We start from the raw sequence: 17,676 nt of genomic DNA, 5'->3' as shown, positions 1-17,676 counted from the left end.
CCTCAATTCCTCTTGGGCGGTGTTCAACTTACAAGATTAACTTCATTTTATTAAAACCCCGACAGATTTTATCAAAGCTTAAATTGATTTGTCTGAAGTTTTTGTTCATTTTCGAACCAACAATAATAGAAATTTTTAACAGCACATTATGGATTTAACACTAGTGGTATTAGCAGCAGGTATGGGTAGCCGTTATGGAGGAAACAAACAGCTAGACGGTATTGGCCCAAATGGTGAAATCATAATGGATTACTCCATACACGATGCCATTGAGGCAGGCTTTACCAAAGTAGTGTTTATTATAAGAACAGATCTGAAAGAAGCTTTTGAAAACCACTATAAGGAAAGGTTCAAAGGCAAGATAAAAATGGAGTACGCCTTTCAGAATGAATATACTAAGCACACGGCAGCTTATGAGGCCAATCGGAAAAAGCCATGGGGAACTACTCATGCGGTGTTGGCTGCCAGGCACCTCATCAATGAACCTTTTGTGGTAATTAATGCCGATGATTACTATGGGCAAGAGTCTTTTGCTGAGGTAGTGGCCGCCATGAAAAACCTCAAGGACAATGAGTACCTCATAATGGGTTATAAATTAGAAAACACACTTTCAGATCATGGCACCGTAAACCGTGGAGTGTGTCAGGTCGATGATAATATGCATCTCATTGGTATTAAAGAGACGTTGGCAATTGGTAAAGAAAATGGAGTTATTTCTTACCAGGAGGGTGGCCAGCGGCATGAATTAAGCCCCAACACCTATGTATCTATGAATTTCTTTGGGTTTCCTCCTTCGGTTTTGCCCCTCTTCGAAGAAAAGTTTATTGAGTTTGTGCAGCAAAACAATGAAGACCCAAAAGCCGAATGCTTTATGCCCGTAGAGGTTGGTAACTTAATGAAAGAGGGCAAGGCTGTAGTGAAGGTGGTGCCAACTACGGCCTCTTGGTTAGGCGTGACCTACAAGGAAGATAAGGAACACGTGGTTGCGGGAATCAACAAGATGATTGCCGATGGACTATACCCGAAAGAAATAAAATGATGGAAAATGCCCTAAAGGGCTTACAATACTTTGCCTTACAAGGAGCAGTCGATTCGATTGCTCCTTTTGGTTTGGGGCACATTAACGACTCTTTTCTGGTTCAGGCAGAAGGTAAGTCATATTTGCTCCAGCGTTTAAATACCAGCGTTTTTAAAACACCACAGGTGATTGAAGGCAACCTGAGGGCCCTACTAGCCCATGCCCCCGAACTTTTTGCTAAACATTTGCGGGGAACCGGAGGCAACTATCATGAATTCGATGGGGAACACTGGTGGCGCCTGCAGGAATTTGTACCCAACAGCTATTCTCCCAATGAATTACAACCCAATGAGTTGAGAGAGGTTTCAACGGGTTTTGGATGCTTTACCGCACAGTTTGGCTCCCAGCCCCTTGAAAAGTACACAGAAAGTATTCCGCATTTTCATGACCTCCACCTTCGTTTGAGGCAATTGCAGGCTGCCGTAGAAGCTAATGCAGCAGGGCGATTGGAAAGCGTATTGGCCGAAGTAGGGCAGGTGCAACAATTCAATTGGATTGCGGCCCGCTTCGATAAACTGGTGGATGAGGGCTTGCCCCTCAGGATTTGTCATAATGATGCCAAGGCCGGCAACTGTCTGCTTTCTAAACCCGACAGCCGATTTTTAAAAGTGGTTGATCTCGATACGGTTGGCCCCGGATATGCCTTGTTCGACCTGGGAGATATGCTAAGGTCTATGCTCTTTAATGTGCCGGAAAACAGGGAGAACCTGGAAAGTCTATCCTTTAGCAAGGAGCGTTTTCATGCCATTGTCAACCCCTTTGTGGAAGCGTGCAGCGGGGTTTTAAAACCCATAGAGATAGAGTCACTTCCTTTTGGTGGTCTGTATATGACTTATATTATGGCTGTTCGTTTCTTAACCGACTACCTCAACGGAGATATTTACTATAAAGTGAGCCACGAAAAGGAAAACTTAAGTAGAGCCCGAAACCAACTGACCATTTTGGAACTGATGGCCTCTTCTATGGCCTAGCAAATCTGCGTTTCATTTAGCATCTTTCAAGCCTCTCAACTCATGTATAAATGAAAAACGCGCAGTATTGGATTGAAAAACTCAATCTTGAAAAGCATCCCGAAGGAGGTTTTTTTGCAGAAACCTATCGATCTAAAGAAAAACTCCATGAAACTAAGCTTCCGGACCGGTACAAAACAGGGAGGGTATTTGGTACGTCTATTTATTTTTTATTGACCGTAGAAAGTGTTTCTAACTTTCATCGGTTGGCGTCAGATGAAATCTGGCATTATCATTTCGGAGGATCAGTAAAGGTGCATTTTATTCATAAGGATGGCACTACCTCTGAGCACGTGTTGGGGCCTGACCTGGAGAGGTCGCAAAGCTTTCAGTTGGTAATTCCGCGTGGCACCTGGTTTGCAGCAGAGGTCATAGAGGCAGACTATGTGTTGGTGGGTTGTACTGTTTCTCCCGGCTTTGAGTTCGAAGATTTTGAATTGGCCGATCGCACCGAACTATCGTCCGCTTATCCGCAGCATCAAACCCTAATTGCCCGGTTCACGAATAATCAGTCATAGTTTTCTGCTAAAGAGAACCCAGAAAGTAAACAAAATAGCTAACAGATGATTTTATCTACAACCCCTTCTATAGAAGGACACACCATTACCAAATATCATGGAGTAGTAACGGGCGAAGCCATAATAGGTGCCAACTTGTTTAAAGACATTTTTGCCAGTATTACGGACTTGGTAGGAGGGCGTTCGGGCACTTACGAGCGGGTTTTGAGAGAAGCAAAAGATGGGGCTCTTAAGGAGCTTCAATACAACGCTCAATCTTTAGGAGCCAATGCGGTAGTGGGCATTGATTTGGATTATGAGACCATTGGTCATAACGCAAGCATGCTAATGGTAACCGCCAGCGGCACGGCTGTGACTTACGAAAAATAACTTGTGATATAGTCTAGTTTAACAAGTGTTTTCTATCCGTAAAGCCACTCTGAAAAGAGTGGCTTTTATTTTGGGATGGAGCCGTTCTGCTTCTCAAAGCGGTCGGACGACTCCATTTTATCTCATTTTATCGAGCGGAATAAACTTAAACTTCTGTCCACCAATAGAGGCTTCATACATCAGACCTCCTTTAGCCATAGTGAACACGGCTACCCCATCCGTATATTTGGCATTCGCACTTATTCCGGATTTTAGTGCAACAGCCGATGCCTGGGCGGCCAATTGCAGCTCGTTTTCAATGAATCGAGTATAGGCATCAGCATCTTCAAAAAAGATCACCTCACTGTAGGCTTGTCCGCCAAACTGAAAACCTATAGAAATTTGGGTCATGTTTACCCCTCCGGTAACCTCACCATTGCGATAGACAACTCCCTTACCGGCTGCACCTCCAACCCCTATGGCTCCTTTGCCAATAGAGGGAAACACCGCGTAGCCATAGGAGTTATTGAAGAAGGCCGCAATGCCCGCATCGGCTTTCTTGAAATCAGCTATGGTAGTTGCAGCCGCTTTCACATCGTATTTTTCCTTTTTTCTCCTCTGCGCCACAGAGGTGTTAAGGGCCGAGAAAAAAAAGCCTACAACCAGAATTAAAACAGTAATCTTTCTCATGATTTAAGTTGTTTTAGCCATATAAATATCTCCTTTTGGGGTAGGAACAATGTCAATAACATTGGCCAATACCAGCCGTACCAGAGTTCTGGAGGCTACAAATTTAGGCACGCGCACCAACCTAACGAAATCAATCAGGCTAACGTGTTCATGCTCGGCCAAATAGTTGAGCAGAACTTTTTCCTGCTCGCCATAGGTAAATTGAATGTCTTTGTTGCGCAGCCTCCTTTGCATAATCTCACGCATTTCACGACTAGCCTTTATGCTCTCATCTTTCACCCGCACATAAGCCACTCCTTTTCGTGTGCCGGGGTGCTCCCTTACAAAATGAGGTTTCTTCCGACTTTCCGGAATTTTAAATACGGCCACTCCCTTTTTTTCGGTGAGAGCAACAAGCGATACCTCATACGGAAGTTGAGGCCTGATGAGCTCTTTAATAGCCTTCTCAATCACAAATGCCTCGCCCTCAATATCCCGCGTTCCACTGAGAGTGCCATCGTCATCTACCCCCAAAAGCAATACACCTCCTGCAGAATTGGCAAAGGCTACCAACTCCCTCACTATCTTATCGGGGTGGTTGGCCTTTTTTTTAAACTCCAGACTTTGTCCTTCGCCCTGCCGGGCAAGTATGCTCAATTCTTTTGGATTCAAAGCATTTGGATTTTGATTTTTGAGTTTTTCTTGTGCCTGATTATTAATAACTTATAGAATGTTTTCACACAATTACATCCCTATGTTTAAGCTAAACCTATTTTTTATACTGATCGTTTTGATTTTTTCGGCCTGCCAGCACAAACCTAAGAATGAAATGACACTTATCATTCAGGTAGAAGAAGCAGACCCTAAAAAAGAATACTATGTGCGGCTGGCATCGAGCTTTATGGCCGAGCCGGAGATTAAGTTTCATTTTGAGGAAGGAGCTAATGAACAGCACATTTCCATACCTCTGAAGGGCCCTAAGATGGTTGTGCTGGGAGGTGAGTTTTTTAAGGTTTTGTATTTAGAGCCGGGCAAAGACCTGGTTTTGAAAGTGAATAAGCAAGAAGACGAATTTGACTTTAGCTATGATGGCGATGGAGCTGTTTTTATGAAACTAATGGATCAGATGAGTCTTCTGGACGATTCGTTGAAAAAGGCGGTCGCTGAAAAAGAGCTGGAGCATGGTATATATTCTCTGCCATGGGAAGAGTTTCAATCGGCAATGCACGAAGTGAAGGTCAAAAAGGAAAACCTGATTGCGGAGAGTACTGAGGTGACAGGTGAATTTAAAACAGCAATGATGGCCGATGCCTGGGCCAGATATATTATGCAACTTGGCTCTTTTGAGAGTTACTATAATTACAGAATTAAAAAACCTGAGGATCCGGAATTTAAAGCTCCTATAGAAGACCGATATGAACAGGCCTTTAAAATGGACGATGGCGCAGTGGTGTCATTGACTTTTGGTAATCTTATTTCCGGGTATGTTACTCACAGCGCTGCCGATCTTGGGACAGAGGAGGTGCCTTGGTATAGCGACCAATCCAACTGGGTAAAACTCTACGAACGCACTCGCGATAATGCAGAAATTCCGCCTAAGTTTAAAGAATACATATTGGGCTCTTATGTAAGTCAATTGCTGATGTCGTTGGGTATTGATGGGGCCTGGGAGGTTAAAGAGGAGTTTCTGGCCAATTATCCCAATGGAGAAGTGGCTGATGAAATTATTCCTCTCTATGCTTCATGGGAGCCACTCAGAAAGGGGCAGCCGGCTCCCGATTTTACATATACCTCCATAGAGGGCAAAGAGGTTTCATTGAGCGATTTTAAAGGGAAAGTGGTGTATATAGATGTTTGGGCTACCTGGTGTGGGCCTTGCATTGCCGAGTTTCCCAGCTCCAAGAAACTAAAAGAGCGCTTGAAAGATGCCGATGATGTGGTTTGGCTGTATGTCTCTATCGATGACCCAAAAGCTAAGGAAAAGTGGGAGAAAGATGTAGTAAAGTATGAGATTGACAAAGGTGTTAACCTCTTTGGCGGTGAGGGTTGGGATACGTCTATCACTGACCTGTACAAAATCAAGGGCATTCCGAGGTATATACTTGTAGACAAAGAGGGAAGGATTTTTAACTCCCAGGCTTCGCGGCCATCGTCAGGAGATATTATCTACAATGAAATTCAACAGCTAAGAGGAGTGGGATTAGACAAGGCCATGTCTCCGTAAATAAAAGAAAGAGGCTACCTCAAAAGCCATGTGAGCGTCATCCTCAACTTGCTTGCCTGTTGGTAGACAAGTTCAGAATAACGAGTCTTGAAGCTTTTGAGGCAGCCTCGTTTTATGCCAATGCCTTAGTTATCGTTTTCGTCCTCGTCAAAGTCATCAAAATCGGGCATTGAAAACATGCTGCTGAGCAGGTCTTTGAATCGTGTGCCGGTATCCAATGGAGACTTGCTGAGTTTACTGTACTCGGCCAAACCATGCAGCACAAATTCCATTAGAAAAAGTTGTTCATGCTTGTTTGCCTTAGGGTGATGTTTCTTTACCAATTCCTGCAGGCCGGGTATTGCCTTTAGGGCTTTTGCGTACTCTGGTTGGTTCAAATCATGGGGAAGGTCTAGTGTGTAACCTTCTCCAAACCAGTCGATAATGCTCTTGTACGGATTACTTTTTTGTTCCTTGTTTTTATCGTCCGGTTTAGGAAAATAATCTGTAAACAAAGTGCGAACGGCTTTACCCACCAGGCTATGAGCCACCAGGCCTGCTCCCTCTTGTTCTCCTTCATAAACAAGTTCTACCTTTCCTGTTATGGCCGGTATAATGCCTATGAAGTCAGAAACCCTTACATAAGTCTGTGGCTCATTGTTTAGGAGAGCCCTTCGTTCGGCAGCACTAATTAGGTTTTCGTAGGCAGAAATAGTGAGTCTTGCCGAAACGCCACTTTTTTCGTCTACGTATTCGCTGCTTCTGGCCTCAATGGCCACCTGTTCGATAAGGTCTTGCGACAGCTCGTTTACCACCACTATTTCTTTCTGAAGAGCCTTTATGCGCGCCTCTTGTACGGTAATTTGCTTGCCTATGTCTCTCGATTTTGGGTAGTGTGTAATAATCTGACTATCAATTCTATCTTTTAAGGGTGTTACTATGCTGCCTCGGTTGGTGTAATCTTCAGGGTTGGCTGTAAACACAAACTGAATATCCAGAGGCAGACGTAATTTAAACCCTCGAATTTGTATATCTCCTTCTTGCAGAATATTGAAAAGGGCCACCTGAATTCTAGCCTGAAGATCGGGCAATTCGTTAATCACAAATATGCACCGGTGCGAACGCGGCACCAGTCCGTAATGAATCACGCGCTCATCAGAATAAGGGAGTTTGAGAGAGGCCGCTTTAATAGGGTCGACATCTCCAATTAAGTCGGCAATGGATACATCAGGAGTGGCTAGCTTTTCGGCATATCGTTCGGATCTGTGTAACCAGTCTATCTCGGTGTTGTCTCCGTTGGCCAGCACCTGCTCACGGCCAAACTTACTAATGGGCATTAGTGGGTCATCGTTCAGTTCAGCTCCTTTTATTACGGGAATGTATTCATTGAGAAGTTCAGTCATTTGTCGGGCAATGCGTGTTTTAGCTTGCCCTCTGAGACCCAGAAGGTTCATGTTGTGCATGGAGAGAATTGCCCGTTGAATATCCGGGATTACGGTGTCTTCATAGCCCCAAATGCCCTCGAACGTAGGCTCCTTTTTTCTCAGCTTGTCAATCAGGTTATCTCTTAACTCTTCTTTCACCGACTGGCTGCGGTAGCCAGCGGCCTTCAATTCGCCCAGGGTCTTTATTTTCAGTAATTTATCTGGGGTCAATGCTTTGTAGTTCATGCTAGAAATTTTTTCTACGGTTGCGTTTGTAGTCTTCGAAAATCAAATGTCCTAAACCTTTCAGGCTGCTGTAGTAGGCGTTGCCGTTGTTAGTTTTGGTAAACTCCTGTACAAATTCTTTCAGATATGGGTCTGAAGCAATCATAAAGGTGGTAACAGGAATGTGTAACCTTCGGCATTGCGTAGCCAGGTTTAGGGTTTTGTTTAAAATTTTTGGGTCTAAGCCAAAAGCATTTTTGTAATACTTAATACCCACCTTCATGCAAGTAGGCTTGCCATCGGTAATCATAAAAATCTGCTTATTGGCGTTTTTCCTTCTCCTCAAAATATCCATGGCCAGCTCAAGGCCGGCAATTGTATTGGTATGGTAAGGCCCTACTTGCAGGTAGGGCAGGTCTTTAATGTCTATTTGCCAGGCATCGTTACCAAATACTATTACATCGAGCGTATCTTTTGGATACTTGGTGGTAATCAGTTCGGCCAGTGCCATGGCTGTTTTTTTAGCGGGCGTAATACGATCTTCTCCATAAAGGATCATGGAGTGAGAGATATCGATCATCAGTACGGTAGATGTCTGCGTTTTATACTCTGTTTCTACTACCTCCAGATCGTTTTCGGTCATTAAAAAGTCTCCGAACCCATGGTTGATCTGCGCGTTTTTCAGGGAATCGGTCATGGCAATTTGCTGAAGTGAGTCGCCAAACTCAAAGGGCCTTCTGTCCGTGCCTAGTTCATCACCAGTACCCGAAAAGTTAGTTTTATGTTGCCCCTTGCCCGATTTTTTAAGCTTACCAAAGATCTCTTCCAAGGCCGATTTTCGAATCTGTTGTCCGGTTTTTCCGGTTACCTTAAACTTACCCTCCTGATTTTCTTCGGTAATATATCCCTTGTCTTTCAGGTCTTCAATAAAATCACCAATTCCATATTGGCCATCCGTCAGGTTGTACTGTTTGTCCAGGTTGGTCAACCAGGCCAGAGCTTCAGCCACATCGCCACCGGTAATACTGACTAGCTGCAGAAAAATATTCAGCAGATTATCGAAAGCAGATTCTCCCTGAGCTTTTTGAGGAATGTATTTTGAGAACCGATATCCCTTCATGAGTTTTAGTATTCGCTATTGGTTGTTTGAGCAGCCACAGGGGTGCTGCTCCGGTTTCGAGTTCTTACACAACGCCACTCTTACATTTTTGGTTTAACTTGAACATATATTACTAACATGGGGCTGCAATACCAACCTCAATTAGTTATTTACCGACTGTTTCTTTTAATGGCGCGGGCGTTATTCTAGCAAAATCTCAAACGAAGACTCTACTACCCTGATCGAGACATTGACCAAAACAAAATATTCTGAGCTTACTGAAATAGAGCTGATAGAGAAGTCGAAGGAAGACAAGGCCTACTTTAAGCCCTTGTATGAGAAGTACTATGAGCAGATTTTTCGGTTGGTTTTTGCCAGGGTTCAGGATGTGGAGCTAACTGGCGAAATTACCTCGGAGGCTTTTAGCAAGACCTTGGCCAATATTCACAAGTTCGAATATAAAGGCTATCCGTTTTCTGCCTGGATTACCCGAATAGCCATTAACTGTTGTTACGACTACTTTAGGGCTAAGCAGAAAAATAGGATGGTGAGCCTGGAGAATTACACCACGCATGATATTGCTTTTGAAATAGAGCTGGAAGAAAACGACAAAGAACTCTGGCTTACCCTGTTGCCCGATATTCTGGAAAAACTTAAACCCAAAGATCTTGAACTTGTGGAAATGAGGTTTTTTGAAGGAAAGAGCTTTGCGGAGATTGCCTTTATTTTGGATATCACGGAAGGCAATGCCAAAACCAGAACTTACAGGGTGTTGAAGCGAATGAAAAAGTTATTTAGACAAGGTACACGATGAAGTACAAGTTTGTAAGTAAGGCTAAGATGCCGAGTCCGGCTGAAATTAAAAGCACCATGAACTTTGGTAAGGTGGTGGCGAACTCCAAGGTTTTGGCCGGAGCTAAAATCACTTCTGCAGTACTCAAAGGTACGGCAGCTGTTAAATCGGCTGTAGTAAGTACGGTTTCTGTGGCTGTAGTGGCTACTTCAACCTATGTGGTTTATCCGGAGCTGTTTCAAAAAACAACCCCCGAACCGGAGATAATGACCGAAACGCCTTTTGTGATCCCTGCAGATACGGTAGCTACCGAAGAACCAGTGGTTGTCGATAGTTCGGGAGTTCAGCCTTCTGTTTTGGCCGATACCATATCATCAGTGCCTGCTGCAACTAATACACGAAGCAATAAAAAAATACCCAGACAAAGCCCTACACAGAACGACAATCATTTGGTGGATAAGAACATACTGATTAGGGCTAGCCCTTTGCCAGATACCGATGCACTAATGAGCCATATCCATAGCCAGCTGAAGTATCCTATTCAGCACTTGGGAGATTCCATTCAGGGTTATGTGAAACTTCTTTTTAAAGTGAATGAAGAAGGACAGACGGAAAACTTCAAAGTGTTGGAGTCGCTGGGTAAAGCTTTTGATTCTGAGGCCATACGCGTAATTAGATCCTATAAAAAATGGAGGCCGGCCAGCTACAACGGTAAACCCCAGGAGGGCTTTTTTCAGATCGACATTAAGTTTGAAATTAAGTAGAAGGCTTCTCTAACCTACCATTTTCTTGATAAATAGGTAGACTTCTGTCTATATTGTCACTTGGGAGCTACCTATGATCAAGTACTCAATCAAGGATTTAGAAAAATTTTCAGGCATAAAAGCCCATACCATACGTATTTGGGAGCAGCGCTATCAATTGCTTACCCCCAAACGCACGGAAACCAATATTCGCTATTACGATGAAGACCAGCTCAAGTACCTGCTCAATGTAACTCTCCTGCTCGAACATGGATTTAGAATTTCGCAAATCTGCGCCATGACCGGAGCCGAGTTTAATGCGCATTTGAAAGAAGTAGCCGGGAAGGGGCTAAACTCCAAAGAAGATAACATGCTGAATGCGGCCGTCAATGAATTGGTTTTGGCCATGTTGGAGTTAGATGAGCAACGTTTCGAAAAAATAATGAGTAGTAGCCTTTTACAGCGCAGTTTTGAAGAGGTGCTCATTAAGGTGATATATCCGTTTCTCAAAAGAATTGGTGTGATGTGGCGAATTGGAGAAGTTTCTACAGCCCAGGAACACTTTATATACCAGCTCATAAGGCAGAAAATTATAGTGGCCATAGACTCTCTGATTGTGCGCTCTAAGTCTTCTGAGAAGTATTTGCTGTTTTTGCCCAAATCGGAATTTAGCGACTTGCTCATTCTACTTTTTACATACATTCTAAAAAACAGGGGCAAGCAGTGTATCTATCTCGGGGCCGATATTCCATTCAAAGATTTGCAGCAGGTGGCTCAGATCACAAAGCCGGATGTGCTATTTACGTTTGTAAAAGCCCCGGCATCTAAACTAGATACTCAGGCTTATATTTATGAACTCTCCGAGAAGTTTGGCGATAAGCAAATTCTCATTAGCGGGAATCCCTACTTTATGGAAGAGTTGGAGTACCCAAAGAATGTTCTGCTAATTCTTGAAGCGAACGACTTAATTGAAATGCTAACGGACTAAATAGGGTATAATCGGCTGAAATCCGTATATTCCCTAAATTTTTAGAAATGGGTCAAAGGTCAAAATTTCTAGGGTTGCTGGCATTGGTTCTAGCAGCCTGTTCGAGCAACAACCGTGAAGAATACTTATTGGGCGAATGGTACAATGAGTCGTTGCGAGTGGATATCGATGCGCTGGACGGAACACCTGATTCAATTTTTTCTGTGCCGGCCGGTCAATGGGAAGAGATTCTTCAGATTCAACCAATACGCACAACTTACAAGGCAGATGGAACCTATGAGTCGGTTTACACCGAATTGGATGGTACTTTATTGCAGAAAACCTCTGGTCAGTGGGCATTGAAAGGTGATTCGCTTTTTTTAACCTCTCAAGGCTTAACGACCAGCTATTATTTTGAGTGGAAAGATGGGAAGGGGCTGTTTGAAGGCTTCCTGGATTGGGACACCGATGGTAAGTCAGACGACTTTTACTCGGGTGTTCAAATTAAAAAGTGAATCATCTTTAACTAAATCATATCATTATGGATTTATCTGCTATTAATTGGCTGGCTGTTGTAGTAGCGGCCGTTGCATTTTTCGCCTTGGGGGCTATCTGGTATGGCCCAATTTTCGGTAAGGCCTGGCAAAAAGGCGTTGGCCTTTCTGAAGAGGAACTAAAGAATGCCAACATGGGCAAAACCTTTGGAATCTCGTTTGTTTTGGCCCTCATAATTTCTGTGGGTATGGCCATATTCTTTTTTGGTTTTGGCACAGACCCTAACAACCCGATGACCGTTTCTACCGGTGCTATGTATGGCGCTATGACGGGTGTTTTCTTTCTATTGCCCACTATTTGTATGAACTATTTATTTGCTCAAAAGTCGGCTGCCCTTATGTTTATCGATTCAGGCTATCATATTGTGGCTTATACCATAGTTGGTGTTATACTGGCGGCCTGGCAATAAGTACTTTGGCCATCTGTAACGGATGAATTGCAGGTGGCCTTTATTTTATATTTCCCTTTTGAACCTTTTTTTGCCAATCTTTCGTTGAGTGCCTAGGAAAACTTTCAGCAGCTTATTCTAGTTAAGAAACGATGGCAGTCAATGGTAAAAGAATGGTACTTTCCCCCAAGGTGTACCAAAGAGGTTTTCAGGAAGCTATTCAAGAGTTCGATCGGTACGAACAAATTAAGAGGAGGCTCAATCAAATTAAGGCTTGTCAGCAGTTAAAGAAAGGGGAGGCTTTTTTGAAGCTGATAGAAGCTGCTTAAAACTCCAAAGGCGATTTTAAACCAAAATTGCTGAAATTACTCTCCACCCTTTTGAAAGGTATTGTATGCGGTTCTTCCCAAACAGGTGGTGCAAAATTGTATTTGCGAGCCATGGCTTCGTGAACCTGCCTTCGGGTTGGATGCTCGGGAGAAACCAGATTCATTATAGGGTCGTGGGAAATGCTTTTGTTCAGTATAGCCGTAACTACTCGAATTACGTCTTGTTGGTGCACGTAGTTTACCGGAGTATCTCTACCGGTGGTGTGCTTCCCTGCAAACCACTTACCCGGAATTCTATCATCTCCCATTAAGCCCCCACATCTAAGAATAGTTAGGCGTTGTCCAATTTGTTGTATTTGTTTTTCGGCCTGGACTACGGCCAGAGAAGAGCCTCTTGCAAAGTCTGGGGCTGTGCGGGTACTTACGGTACCGTTGGTGTTTGGATAAAAGGAGGTTGAGCTAATAAACAGTACTTGCTCAACCGGGCTATTGGCCAGCATGTATTTCAGGTACTTTATCTGCTCCTCATAGAAGTGAGGAGGATTCTTTTTTCTCCCCGGAGGAATATTAATAATGAGGGCATCAGCCAATAGCAGCTTCTGAAAATGTTCGCCTACTGGCATAGGGTCAAGCTTTAACAAGACAGGTTCTATGTCCTCTGCTGCCAGTATCGGGAGTTTGTTTTGGCTGGTAGTGCTGCCTGTTACCGAGTGGCCTGAGGCCACCAGGTGCTTTGCCAGTGGAAGCCCCAGCCAACCACAACCTATAATGCCTATCTTCATTGGCCTGCCGCAGAAAACACGGTGGATGCAATGTGACTATAATACTCTTCATAGATAGGGAGTATTTTCACAATGTCGAACTCTTTAGCTCTTTCTAAAGCATTTCGCTTAAACGTTTCCAGGTGTTCTTCGCTCAACACGTGCAAGGCATTTTGGGTCATTTCTTCTATGTTGCCAATGTTAGAGGTAAAGCCCGTTTGACCGTTTATGTTCAACTCAGGAATTCCTCCGGCATTAGAAGAAATAACAGGAACCTGACAGGCCATGGCTTCGAGAGCTGCTAAACCAAAGCTTTCTTTTTCAGAAGGCATTAAAAATAAGTCGGCTACAGAAAGTACTTCTTCTACCGCCTCTAGTTTTCCTAAAAACCGTACTTCATCGTAAATTCCGAGTTCGCGACAAAGCCCTTCTATATGGCCTCTTTCCGGCCCATCGCCCACTAGTAGCAAGCGAGCCGGAACGGTTTCGGATACTTTTTTAAATATTCTCACCACATCATCAACCCGTTTTACTTTTCTGAAGTTGGATGTGTGCACAATCAACTTCTCTCCGTTGGGGCAAATGGCCATTTTAAAATGATCTTTTCGCTGCCGCTGAAATTTTTCCAGATCGATGAAGTTGGGGATTACCTTAATTTCTCGCTGAATATTAAAGTGTTTGTAGGTGTCTTTTTTTAGGTCGTCAGAAACCGCAGTTACACCATCAGAGAGGTTTATGCTGTATGTAACCACCGGTTCATAAGAAGGGTCTTTACCCACCAGGGTTATGTCGGTCCCGTGTAAGGTAGTGACTATGGGAATTTCAATGCCTTCAGATTTTAATATCTGCTTTGCCAAAACGGCAGCCGAGGCGTGCGGAATAGCGTAGTGCACATGAAGTAAATCCAGTTTTTCGAATTTTACCACATCTACCATCTTACTGGCTAGAGCCAGCTCATAAGGGGGGTATTTGAAGAGTGGATAAGAACGAATATTTACCTCGTGGTAAAACAGGTTTTCGTTGAAAAAATCAAGGCGAGTGGGTTGAGAGTAGGTAATGAAGTGTACTTCATGCCCTTTTTTAGCCAGCCCTTTGCCCAGTTCAGTAGCTACAACCCCGCTACCACCAAAGGTGGGGTAACATACAATTCCGATTTTCATTAAGTTTCTCTAAGCAGTTGGTGGTTAAACTCACAAAGTGTGCCTAAGGTTCCAAAATGGATTGATAGACCATGTCTTGTATTCTGGTGCGTATATTTTCTTCTATCAGTTTAAAATTAGAGCTGTCCGGATATGTTCTGTTGCACAGAAAGACAAAAACCAATTCTTCGGCCGGATCGGCCCAAATGGCAGCACCGGTAAAGCCTGTATGACCAAAGGTACTTGCAGAGGCAAATTTGCTGGTAGGGCCTTCTTCTGTACCCGTTATGGGTTTGTCCCAACCCATGCCTCTGCGGTTTTCTACACTTTGAGGAGTGGTGAAGATGGGTATAGTCCAGGGCTCAAAGTATTTTTTGCCGGCATAATATCCCATTTGCAAGTTCATTTGCAACAAGATGGCCAGGTCGTTTGCCGTACTAAAGAGGCCTGCATGGCCTGCAATGCCACCCATTAATGTGGCGTTTTGGTCGTGCACATCGCCACAAACTATGGTGTTTCTAAAATAAGAGTCTACTTCCGTAGGGGCTACATCTTTATAATACCCCTTGCTTCGGGGTTGGTACATAGTACGGCTCATTCCCAAAGGGGCATAAAACTCGCGCATGAGGTAGTCTTCTACCGGCTCATCGATTAACTTTTCCACAAGGCGAAAAATGAGGGTATAACCCAGGTCAGAATAGAGGTAGTCGTATTTCTTTTTCTTTTTGGGGAGCTCGCGCAGGCTCGATTCTACGGTCCATTTCCAAATGGAGTCGTTGAGCGAAACGGGCAGATTGTGTTCCTGTATACGATAGTTATGGCTTGGTCCCCGGGCATCCGTAAAATAATCGGTATTGAGCTGTCCTTTGGTAACCGTTTTCTCCCAAAAGGGGATGTAGGGTTTAAGGCCGGCCTGATGGGCAAGAACGTCTCGTATAATAAGCCCTTCTTTATTGGTGCCTTTTAGTTCTTTCAAATAGTAACCCAGCGGTTTATTAATGTCCAGCTTCTTTTCATCGTATAGACGCATTAAGATTTGGGTAGTGGCGGCCACCTTGGTTACTGAGGCAATATCGTAGATGGTATGCTGGTCAACAGGCCGCTCTTCGTTGTAGGTTTGAAAACCGTACTGTTTTTCATAAACCACCTTACCCTTTCGGGCAATGAGTAGTTGAGCCCCCGGAGTGGCCTTGTTTTTAATAGCTTGCTCAATCAAGCCGTCAATTTTGCGCAGTGAGTCCCAACTCATGCCTGCTTCTTCCGGAAGGCCATAGCTCAACCGGCCGGTGGTGAGTGTTTCGATGCCAGTACCTGCTTTAAAGCTGGAGCCTGCCGTAATGGGTAGCTTGCCCTCTGCCCGCAAAGCACCAAAAATTATTTGTGGGGCTACTTGTTGCGTAATATCATTGTTTTCATAGGTACAAATCAGGTTTTTAACCCCTTCAAAATATTGGAGGGAGTAGGCATTGCCCATTACCACCACAATTACATTGGTCTTTTTCTGTAAGGCCTTTATCCATTCTACTGTCTGAGTGTCTACACCATGTTGGTTGCGTGGCGAGTTGGTTATGCCCTGATAGGCGATAATTACCTGGCTAAATTGGGCAGCCGAGTCTAGGGCCTGGTTGCTGAGCGAGTCAAAACTCAAAGGGGTAACCTTTGTGTACCTGTTCAGCATGTTCTGGAAAACATCGGCATTAGTTTCTCCAATACTTATGCTGGCAAACGACTTTTTGTCTACGCTTATAGTGGGTATGAGTAAATCGCTATTGTCTACAACTGTTATGGCTTTTTGATAGAGCAATTTGTTCAGAGCAATGGCATAATCGTTATTTATGCGTTTGCTAAGGTTAGCTGTATCAATGGGCTTATACTCATTTAAGCCAAACCAATACTTGGCTTTAAGTATTTTCATTACCCTCTCATCGAGCATGGCCTGAGTGAGGGTGCCCTTTTTCAAGGCTTTTTGTATTTGCTTTATGGCTTTGGGTACATCGAGAGGAAACAGAATTACATCGTTTCCGGCCTGAAGAGCCTTTACATCGGCTTCGCCTGCATCGTAATATTTAGCTACCCCTTGCATGTTCATGGCATCGGTAAATGCCAGGCCTTCAAAGCCAAGCTCCCCCTTTAGCAGGTCGGTTACCACATTTTTAGAAAGAGTAGTGGGTGTGTTTTCCGAACTATCGTAGGCAGGAACTTGCAAATGAGCTACCATTACGCTCATTAGACTGTCGTTCATAAGGGCTTTGAAAGGATAGAGTTCAGTTTCGCTCATTCGGTTTTTCGAATGGGTGATCACCGGCAAATCATAATGAGAGTCTACCTCCGTATCGCCATGGCCGGGAAAGTGCTTGGCATTGGCCATAATACCATGGTGTTGCAGGCCTTTCATGTACTCAATGCCTCTGAGGGCCACTTCTTCTTTAGTCTCGCCAAAAGATCTATAGCCAATTACCGGGTTTTTGGGGTTTACATTGACGTCTACCACCGGAGCAAAATTGATGTGCATGTTCATGATTTTGAACTGATTGGCTACTTCTTTACCCATTTCGTAAATCCACTTTCTGTCCCGAATAGCACCAAGTGTCATTTGTTTAGGAAAGTCATACACACTGTCCAGTCGCATACCAACACCCCATTCTGCATCCATGGCTACTGCCAGTGGTACCTTGGCCAGTGCCTGGTACTCATTGCTAAGTTTAGCCTGACGGTATGGGCCTCCTTGAAAGAAGATAAGTCCGCCAATGTTGTACTCTTCAATGAGCCCGCGTATTTCTTCTACGTGCTTTTGATCTCTGTTGGAATAGGCCGCTACCATAAATAACTGCCCAATGCGTTCTTCCGGGCTAAGCGACTGAAATACACTATCGGCCCAGGCCTGTTGTGCTACAGTGTCTATGGTATGATAAAATTTTTGTGCCGAAAGCGCACTTACAGAGAGGCTACAAACAAAAAGGTGTAGAATAACTTTTTTAAACATGAAGGCGTTAGGCTTTTAGTAAGAACAAATAAACTATATTTTTACGTATTAACAGAACGCTGAGGGGGCAGTATTGATTATAATGAACTTACCAGGACTCTTCAAAAAAGCCAGATATCAGAGGTTTCACATCGAACCGCGTTACTACGATCCTATTAAAGAGGACATCGAGAACCGTACCGCCCGCATAAAAGCGGAGATGGGTTTGAGCGATACTGAAACCATAGATCCGGGCTATAAATCGAAAATAGAAGGTTCTTTTCGCAAAAACATGAAGCATGCCACCGGCAGTGGTGTAGACCAAACGGTAATGCTCCGTCTGCTCATAATGGTAATATTGGTGATGATGATTGCCGGCTACGTTTATGTGGGTATAGAAATCTTTTATCTGGTCTTACTAACCATTCCGTTCTATCTTTGGAGGCGTTTTAAGCGATAACGCCC

General features: G+C 43.9%; 19 protein-coding genes. 12 read left to right on the top strand and 7 right to left on the bottom strand.

The annotated features are described in order from the left end of the window. Nucleotides 1-148: 148 nt before the first annotated feature. From B3O12_RS10875 to B3O12_RS10860, 4 genes are read left to right on the top strand one after another with little or no spacing between them, the layout of a single operon-like run. A complete protein-coding gene (locus B3O12_RS10875; RefSeq protein ID WP_286756305.1) occupies nucleotides 149-1,039 on the top strand; it encodes a nucleotidyltransferase family protein in 891 nt (296 codons plus the stop codon). Further along, nucleotides 1,036-2,049 (top strand): phosphotransferase enzyme family protein, encoded by a 1,014-nt coding sequence (locus B3O12_RS10870; protein WP_286744179.1) that lies wholly within the window; start codon nucleotides 1,036-1,038, stop codon nucleotides 2,047-2,049. The genes B3O12_RS10875 and B3O12_RS10870 overlap by 4 nt, the downstream gene beginning before the upstream one ends. Nucleotides 2,050-2,099: 50 nt before the next feature. Further along, nucleotides 2,100-2,606, top strand: coding sequence for a cupin domain-containing protein (locus tag B3O12_RS10865; RefSeq protein WP_286744181.1), 507 nt, complete (start codon nucleotides 2,100-2,102; stop codon nucleotides 2,604-2,606). Nucleotides 2,607-2,651: 45 nt separating this feature from the next. Next, the gene (locus B3O12_RS10860; protein ID WP_189628535.1) at nucleotides 2,652-2,975 is read left to right on the top strand and encodes a heavy metal-binding domain-containing protein; all 324 of its coding nucleotides are present in this window, start codon (nucleotides 2,652-2,654) and stop codon (nucleotides 2,973-2,975) included. Between the two features lie 117 nt (nucleotides 2,976-3,092). On the opposite strand, the gene B3O12_RS10855 is transcribed toward B3O12_RS10860, so the two are convergent. Together B3O12_RS10855 and B3O12_RS10850 are read right to left on the bottom strand one after the other, a co-directional pair. Further along, on the bottom strand, nucleotides 3,093-3,644 hold the full coding sequence (locus B3O12_RS10855; RefSeq protein WP_286756304.1) for a YSC84-related protein: 552 nt from the start codon (nucleotides 3,642-3,644) through the stop codon (nucleotides 3,093-3,095). Nucleotides 3,645-3,647: 3 nt separating this feature from the next. Continuing rightward, nucleotides 3,648-4,295 carry a helix-turn-helix domain-containing protein gene (locus B3O12_RS10850; RefSeq protein ID WP_286756303.1) on the bottom strand — a complete coding sequence of 216 codons (648 nt, stop codon included), beginning with the start codon at nucleotides 4,293-4,295 and terminating at the stop codon, nucleotides 3,648-3,650. A gap of 157 nt (nucleotides 4,296-4,452) precedes the next feature. Here B3O12_RS10850 and B3O12_RS10845 point away from each other — a divergent pair, with 157 nt between their 5' ends. Then, a complete protein-coding gene (locus B3O12_RS10845) occupies nucleotides 4,453-5,847 on the top strand; it encodes a TlpA family protein disulfide reductase (protein ID WP_286756302.1) in 1,395 nt (464 codons plus the stop codon). 125 nt (nucleotides 5,848-5,972) lie between these two features. Here B3O12_RS10845 and B3O12_RS10840 read toward each other — a convergent pair whose 3' ends face one another. Both B3O12_RS10840 and B3O12_RS10835 read right to left on the bottom strand, forming a co-directional pair. Then, on the bottom strand, nucleotides 5,973-7,496 hold the full coding sequence (locus B3O12_RS10840) for a magnesium chelatase (protein ID WP_286756301.1): 1,524 nt from the start codon (nucleotides 7,494-7,496) through the stop codon (nucleotides 5,973-5,975). Nucleotide 7,497: 1 nt separating this feature from the next. Then, nucleotides 7,498-8,595 (bottom strand): vWA domain-containing protein, encoded by a 1,098-nt coding sequence (locus B3O12_RS10835; protein WP_286756300.1) that lies wholly within the window; start codon nucleotides 8,593-8,595, stop codon nucleotides 7,498-7,500. Nucleotides 8,596-8,824: 229 nt separating this feature from the next. Between B3O12_RS10835 and B3O12_RS10830 the strand changes: the two genes are divergently transcribed. The 6 genes from B3O12_RS10830 (at nucleotide 8,825) to B3O12_RS10805 (ending at nucleotide 12,349) form a co-directional block, all read left to right on the top strand. Next, nucleotides 8,825-9,388 carry an RNA polymerase sigma factor gene (locus tag B3O12_RS10830; protein WP_286744193.1) on the top strand — a complete coding sequence of 188 codons (564 nt, stop codon included), beginning with the start codon at nucleotides 8,825-8,827 and terminating at the stop codon, nucleotides 9,386-9,388. Beyond that, on the top strand, nucleotides 9,385-10,131 hold the full coding sequence (locus B3O12_RS10825) for an energy transducer TonB (RefSeq protein ID WP_286756299.1): 747 nt from the start codon (nucleotides 9,385-9,387) through the stop codon (nucleotides 10,129-10,131). Before B3O12_RS10830 ends, B3O12_RS10825 begins: the two co-directional genes overlap by 4 nt. 73 nt (nucleotides 10,132-10,204) lie before the next feature. After that, nucleotides 10,205-11,098, top strand: coding sequence for a MerR family transcriptional regulator (locus tag B3O12_RS10820; RefSeq protein ID WP_189628527.1), 894 nt, complete (start codon nucleotides 10,205-10,207; stop codon nucleotides 11,096-11,098). 47 nt (nucleotides 11,099-11,145) lie between these two features. Then, entirely contained in the window at nucleotides 11,146-11,592 is a 447-nt protein-coding gene (locus B3O12_RS10815) for a hypothetical protein (RefSeq protein WP_189628526.1), read from the top strand. A 26-nt stretch (nucleotides 11,593-11,618) separates the two neighbouring features. Next, entirely contained in the window at nucleotides 11,619-12,041 is a 423-nt protein-coding gene (locus tag B3O12_RS10810; RefSeq protein WP_286756298.1) for a DUF1761 domain-containing protein, read from the top strand. 152 nt (nucleotides 12,042-12,193) lie between these two features. Continuing rightward, nucleotides 12,194-12,349, top strand: coding sequence for a hypothetical protein (locus tag B3O12_RS10805; RefSeq protein WP_189628524.1), 156 nt, complete (start codon nucleotides 12,194-12,196; stop codon nucleotides 12,347-12,349). Here the strand turns inward: B3O12_RS10805 and B3O12_RS10800 are convergent. The 3 genes from B3O12_RS10800 to B3O12_RS10790 are packed head-to-tail and all read right to left on the bottom strand — an operon-like array spanning nucleotide 12,346 to nucleotide 17,232. Then, nucleotides 12,346-13,131 (bottom strand): NAD(P)H-binding protein, encoded by a 786-nt coding sequence (locus tag B3O12_RS10800; protein WP_286756297.1) that lies wholly within the window; start codon nucleotides 13,129-13,131, stop codon nucleotides 12,346-12,348. The two genes, B3O12_RS10805 and B3O12_RS10800, sit on opposite strands and share 4 nt — an antisense overlap. After that, nucleotides 13,128-14,270, bottom strand: coding sequence for an N-acetyl-alpha-D-glucosaminyl L-malate synthase BshA (gene bshA / locus B3O12_RS10795; protein ID WP_189628522.1), 1,143 nt, complete (start codon nucleotides 14,268-14,270; stop codon nucleotides 13,128-13,130). Before bshA ends, B3O12_RS10800 begins: the two co-directional genes overlap by 4 nt. Before the next feature lie 43 nt (nucleotides 14,271-14,313). After that, entirely contained in the window at nucleotides 14,314-17,232 is a 2,919-nt protein-coding gene (locus B3O12_RS10790; RefSeq protein ID WP_286744205.1) for a glycoside hydrolase family 3 N-terminal domain-containing protein, read from the bottom strand. An 82-nt stretch (nucleotides 17,233-17,314) separates the two neighbouring features. Between B3O12_RS10790 and B3O12_RS10785 the strand changes: the two genes are divergently transcribed. Beyond that, nucleotides 17,315-17,671 (top strand): hypothetical protein, encoded by a 357-nt coding sequence (locus tag B3O12_RS10785; RefSeq protein WP_189628520.1) that lies wholly within the window; start codon nucleotides 17,315-17,317, stop codon nucleotides 17,669-17,671. Nucleotides 17,672-17,676 lie beyond the last annotated feature (5 nt).

Source organism: Roseivirga sp. UBA838, assembly GCF_002296035.1.
In the GTDB taxonomy this organism is placed as follows: domain Bacteria; phylum Bacteroidota; class Bacteroidia; order Cytophagales; family Cyclobacteriaceae; genus Roseivirga; species Roseivirga thermotolerans.
The sequence above is the reverse complement of the archived record's forward strand: the minus strand, read 5'-3'. Positions and strand labels throughout refer to the sequence as shown.

Bases quoted from the DNA above. Each gene is read 5' to 3' on its own strand.
- B3O12_RS10810 (WP_286756298.1), top strand. From the start codon at position 11,619: ATGGATTTATCTGCTATTAATTGGCTGGCTGTTGTAGTAGCGGCCGTT.
- B3O12_RS10790 (WP_286744205.1), bottom strand. From the start codon at position 17,232: ATGTTTAAAAAAGTTATTCTACACCTTTTTGTTTGTAGCCTCTCTGTA.
- B3O12_RS10845 (WP_286756302.1), top strand. From the start codon at position 4,453: ATGACACTTATCATTCAGGTAGAAGAAGCAGACCCTAAAAAAGAATAC.
- B3O12_RS10805 (WP_189628524.1), top strand. From the start codon at position 12,194: ATGGTACTTTCCCCCAAGGTGTACCAAAGAGGTTTTCAGGAAGCTATT.
- bshA (WP_189628522.1), bottom strand. From the start codon at position 14,270: ATGAAAATCGGAATTGTATGTTACCCCACCTTTGGTGGTAGCGGGGTT.
- B3O12_RS10875 (WP_286756305.1), top strand. From the start codon at position 149: ATGGATTTAACACTAGTGGTATTAGCAGCAGGTATGGGTAGCCGTTAT.
- B3O12_RS10835 (WP_286756300.1), bottom strand. From the start codon at position 8,595: ATGAAGGGATATCGGTTCTCAAAATACATTCCTCAAAAAGCTCAGGGA.
- B3O12_RS10820 (WP_189628527.1), top strand. From the start codon at position 10,205: ATGATCAAGTACTCAATCAAGGATTTAGAAAAATTTTCAGGCATAAAA.
- B3O12_RS10840 (WP_286756301.1), bottom strand. From the start codon at position 7,496: ATGAACTACAAAGCATTGACCCCAGATAAATTACTGAAAATAAAGACC.
- B3O12_RS10860 (WP_189628535.1), top strand. From the start codon at position 2,652: ATGATTTTATCTACAACCCCTTCTATAGAAGGACACACCATTACCAAA.
- B3O12_RS10870 (WP_286744179.1), top strand. From the start codon at position 1,036: ATGATGGAAAATGCCCTAAAGGGCTTACAATACTTTGCCTTACAAGGA.
- B3O12_RS10800 (WP_286756297.1), bottom strand. From the start codon at position 13,131: ATGAAGATAGGCATTATAGGTTGTGGTTGGCTGGGGCTTCCACTGGCA.
- B3O12_RS10865 (WP_286744181.1), top strand. From the start codon at position 2,100: ATGAAAAACGCGCAGTATTGGATTGAAAAACTCAATCTTGAAAAGCAT.
- B3O12_RS10855 (WP_286756304.1), bottom strand. From the start codon at position 3,644: ATGAGAAAGATTACTGTTTTAATTCTGGTTGTAGGCTTTTTTTTCTCG.
- B3O12_RS10785 (WP_189628520.1), top strand. From the start codon at position 17,315: ATGAACTTACCAGGACTCTTCAAAAAAGCCAGATATCAGAGGTTTCAC.
- B3O12_RS10815 (WP_189628526.1), top strand. From the start codon at position 11,146: ATGGGTCAAAGGTCAAAATTTCTAGGGTTGCTGGCATTGGTTCTAGCA.
- B3O12_RS10825 (WP_286756299.1), top strand. From the start codon at position 9,385: ATGAAGTACAAGTTTGTAAGTAAGGCTAAGATGCCGAGTCCGGCTGAA.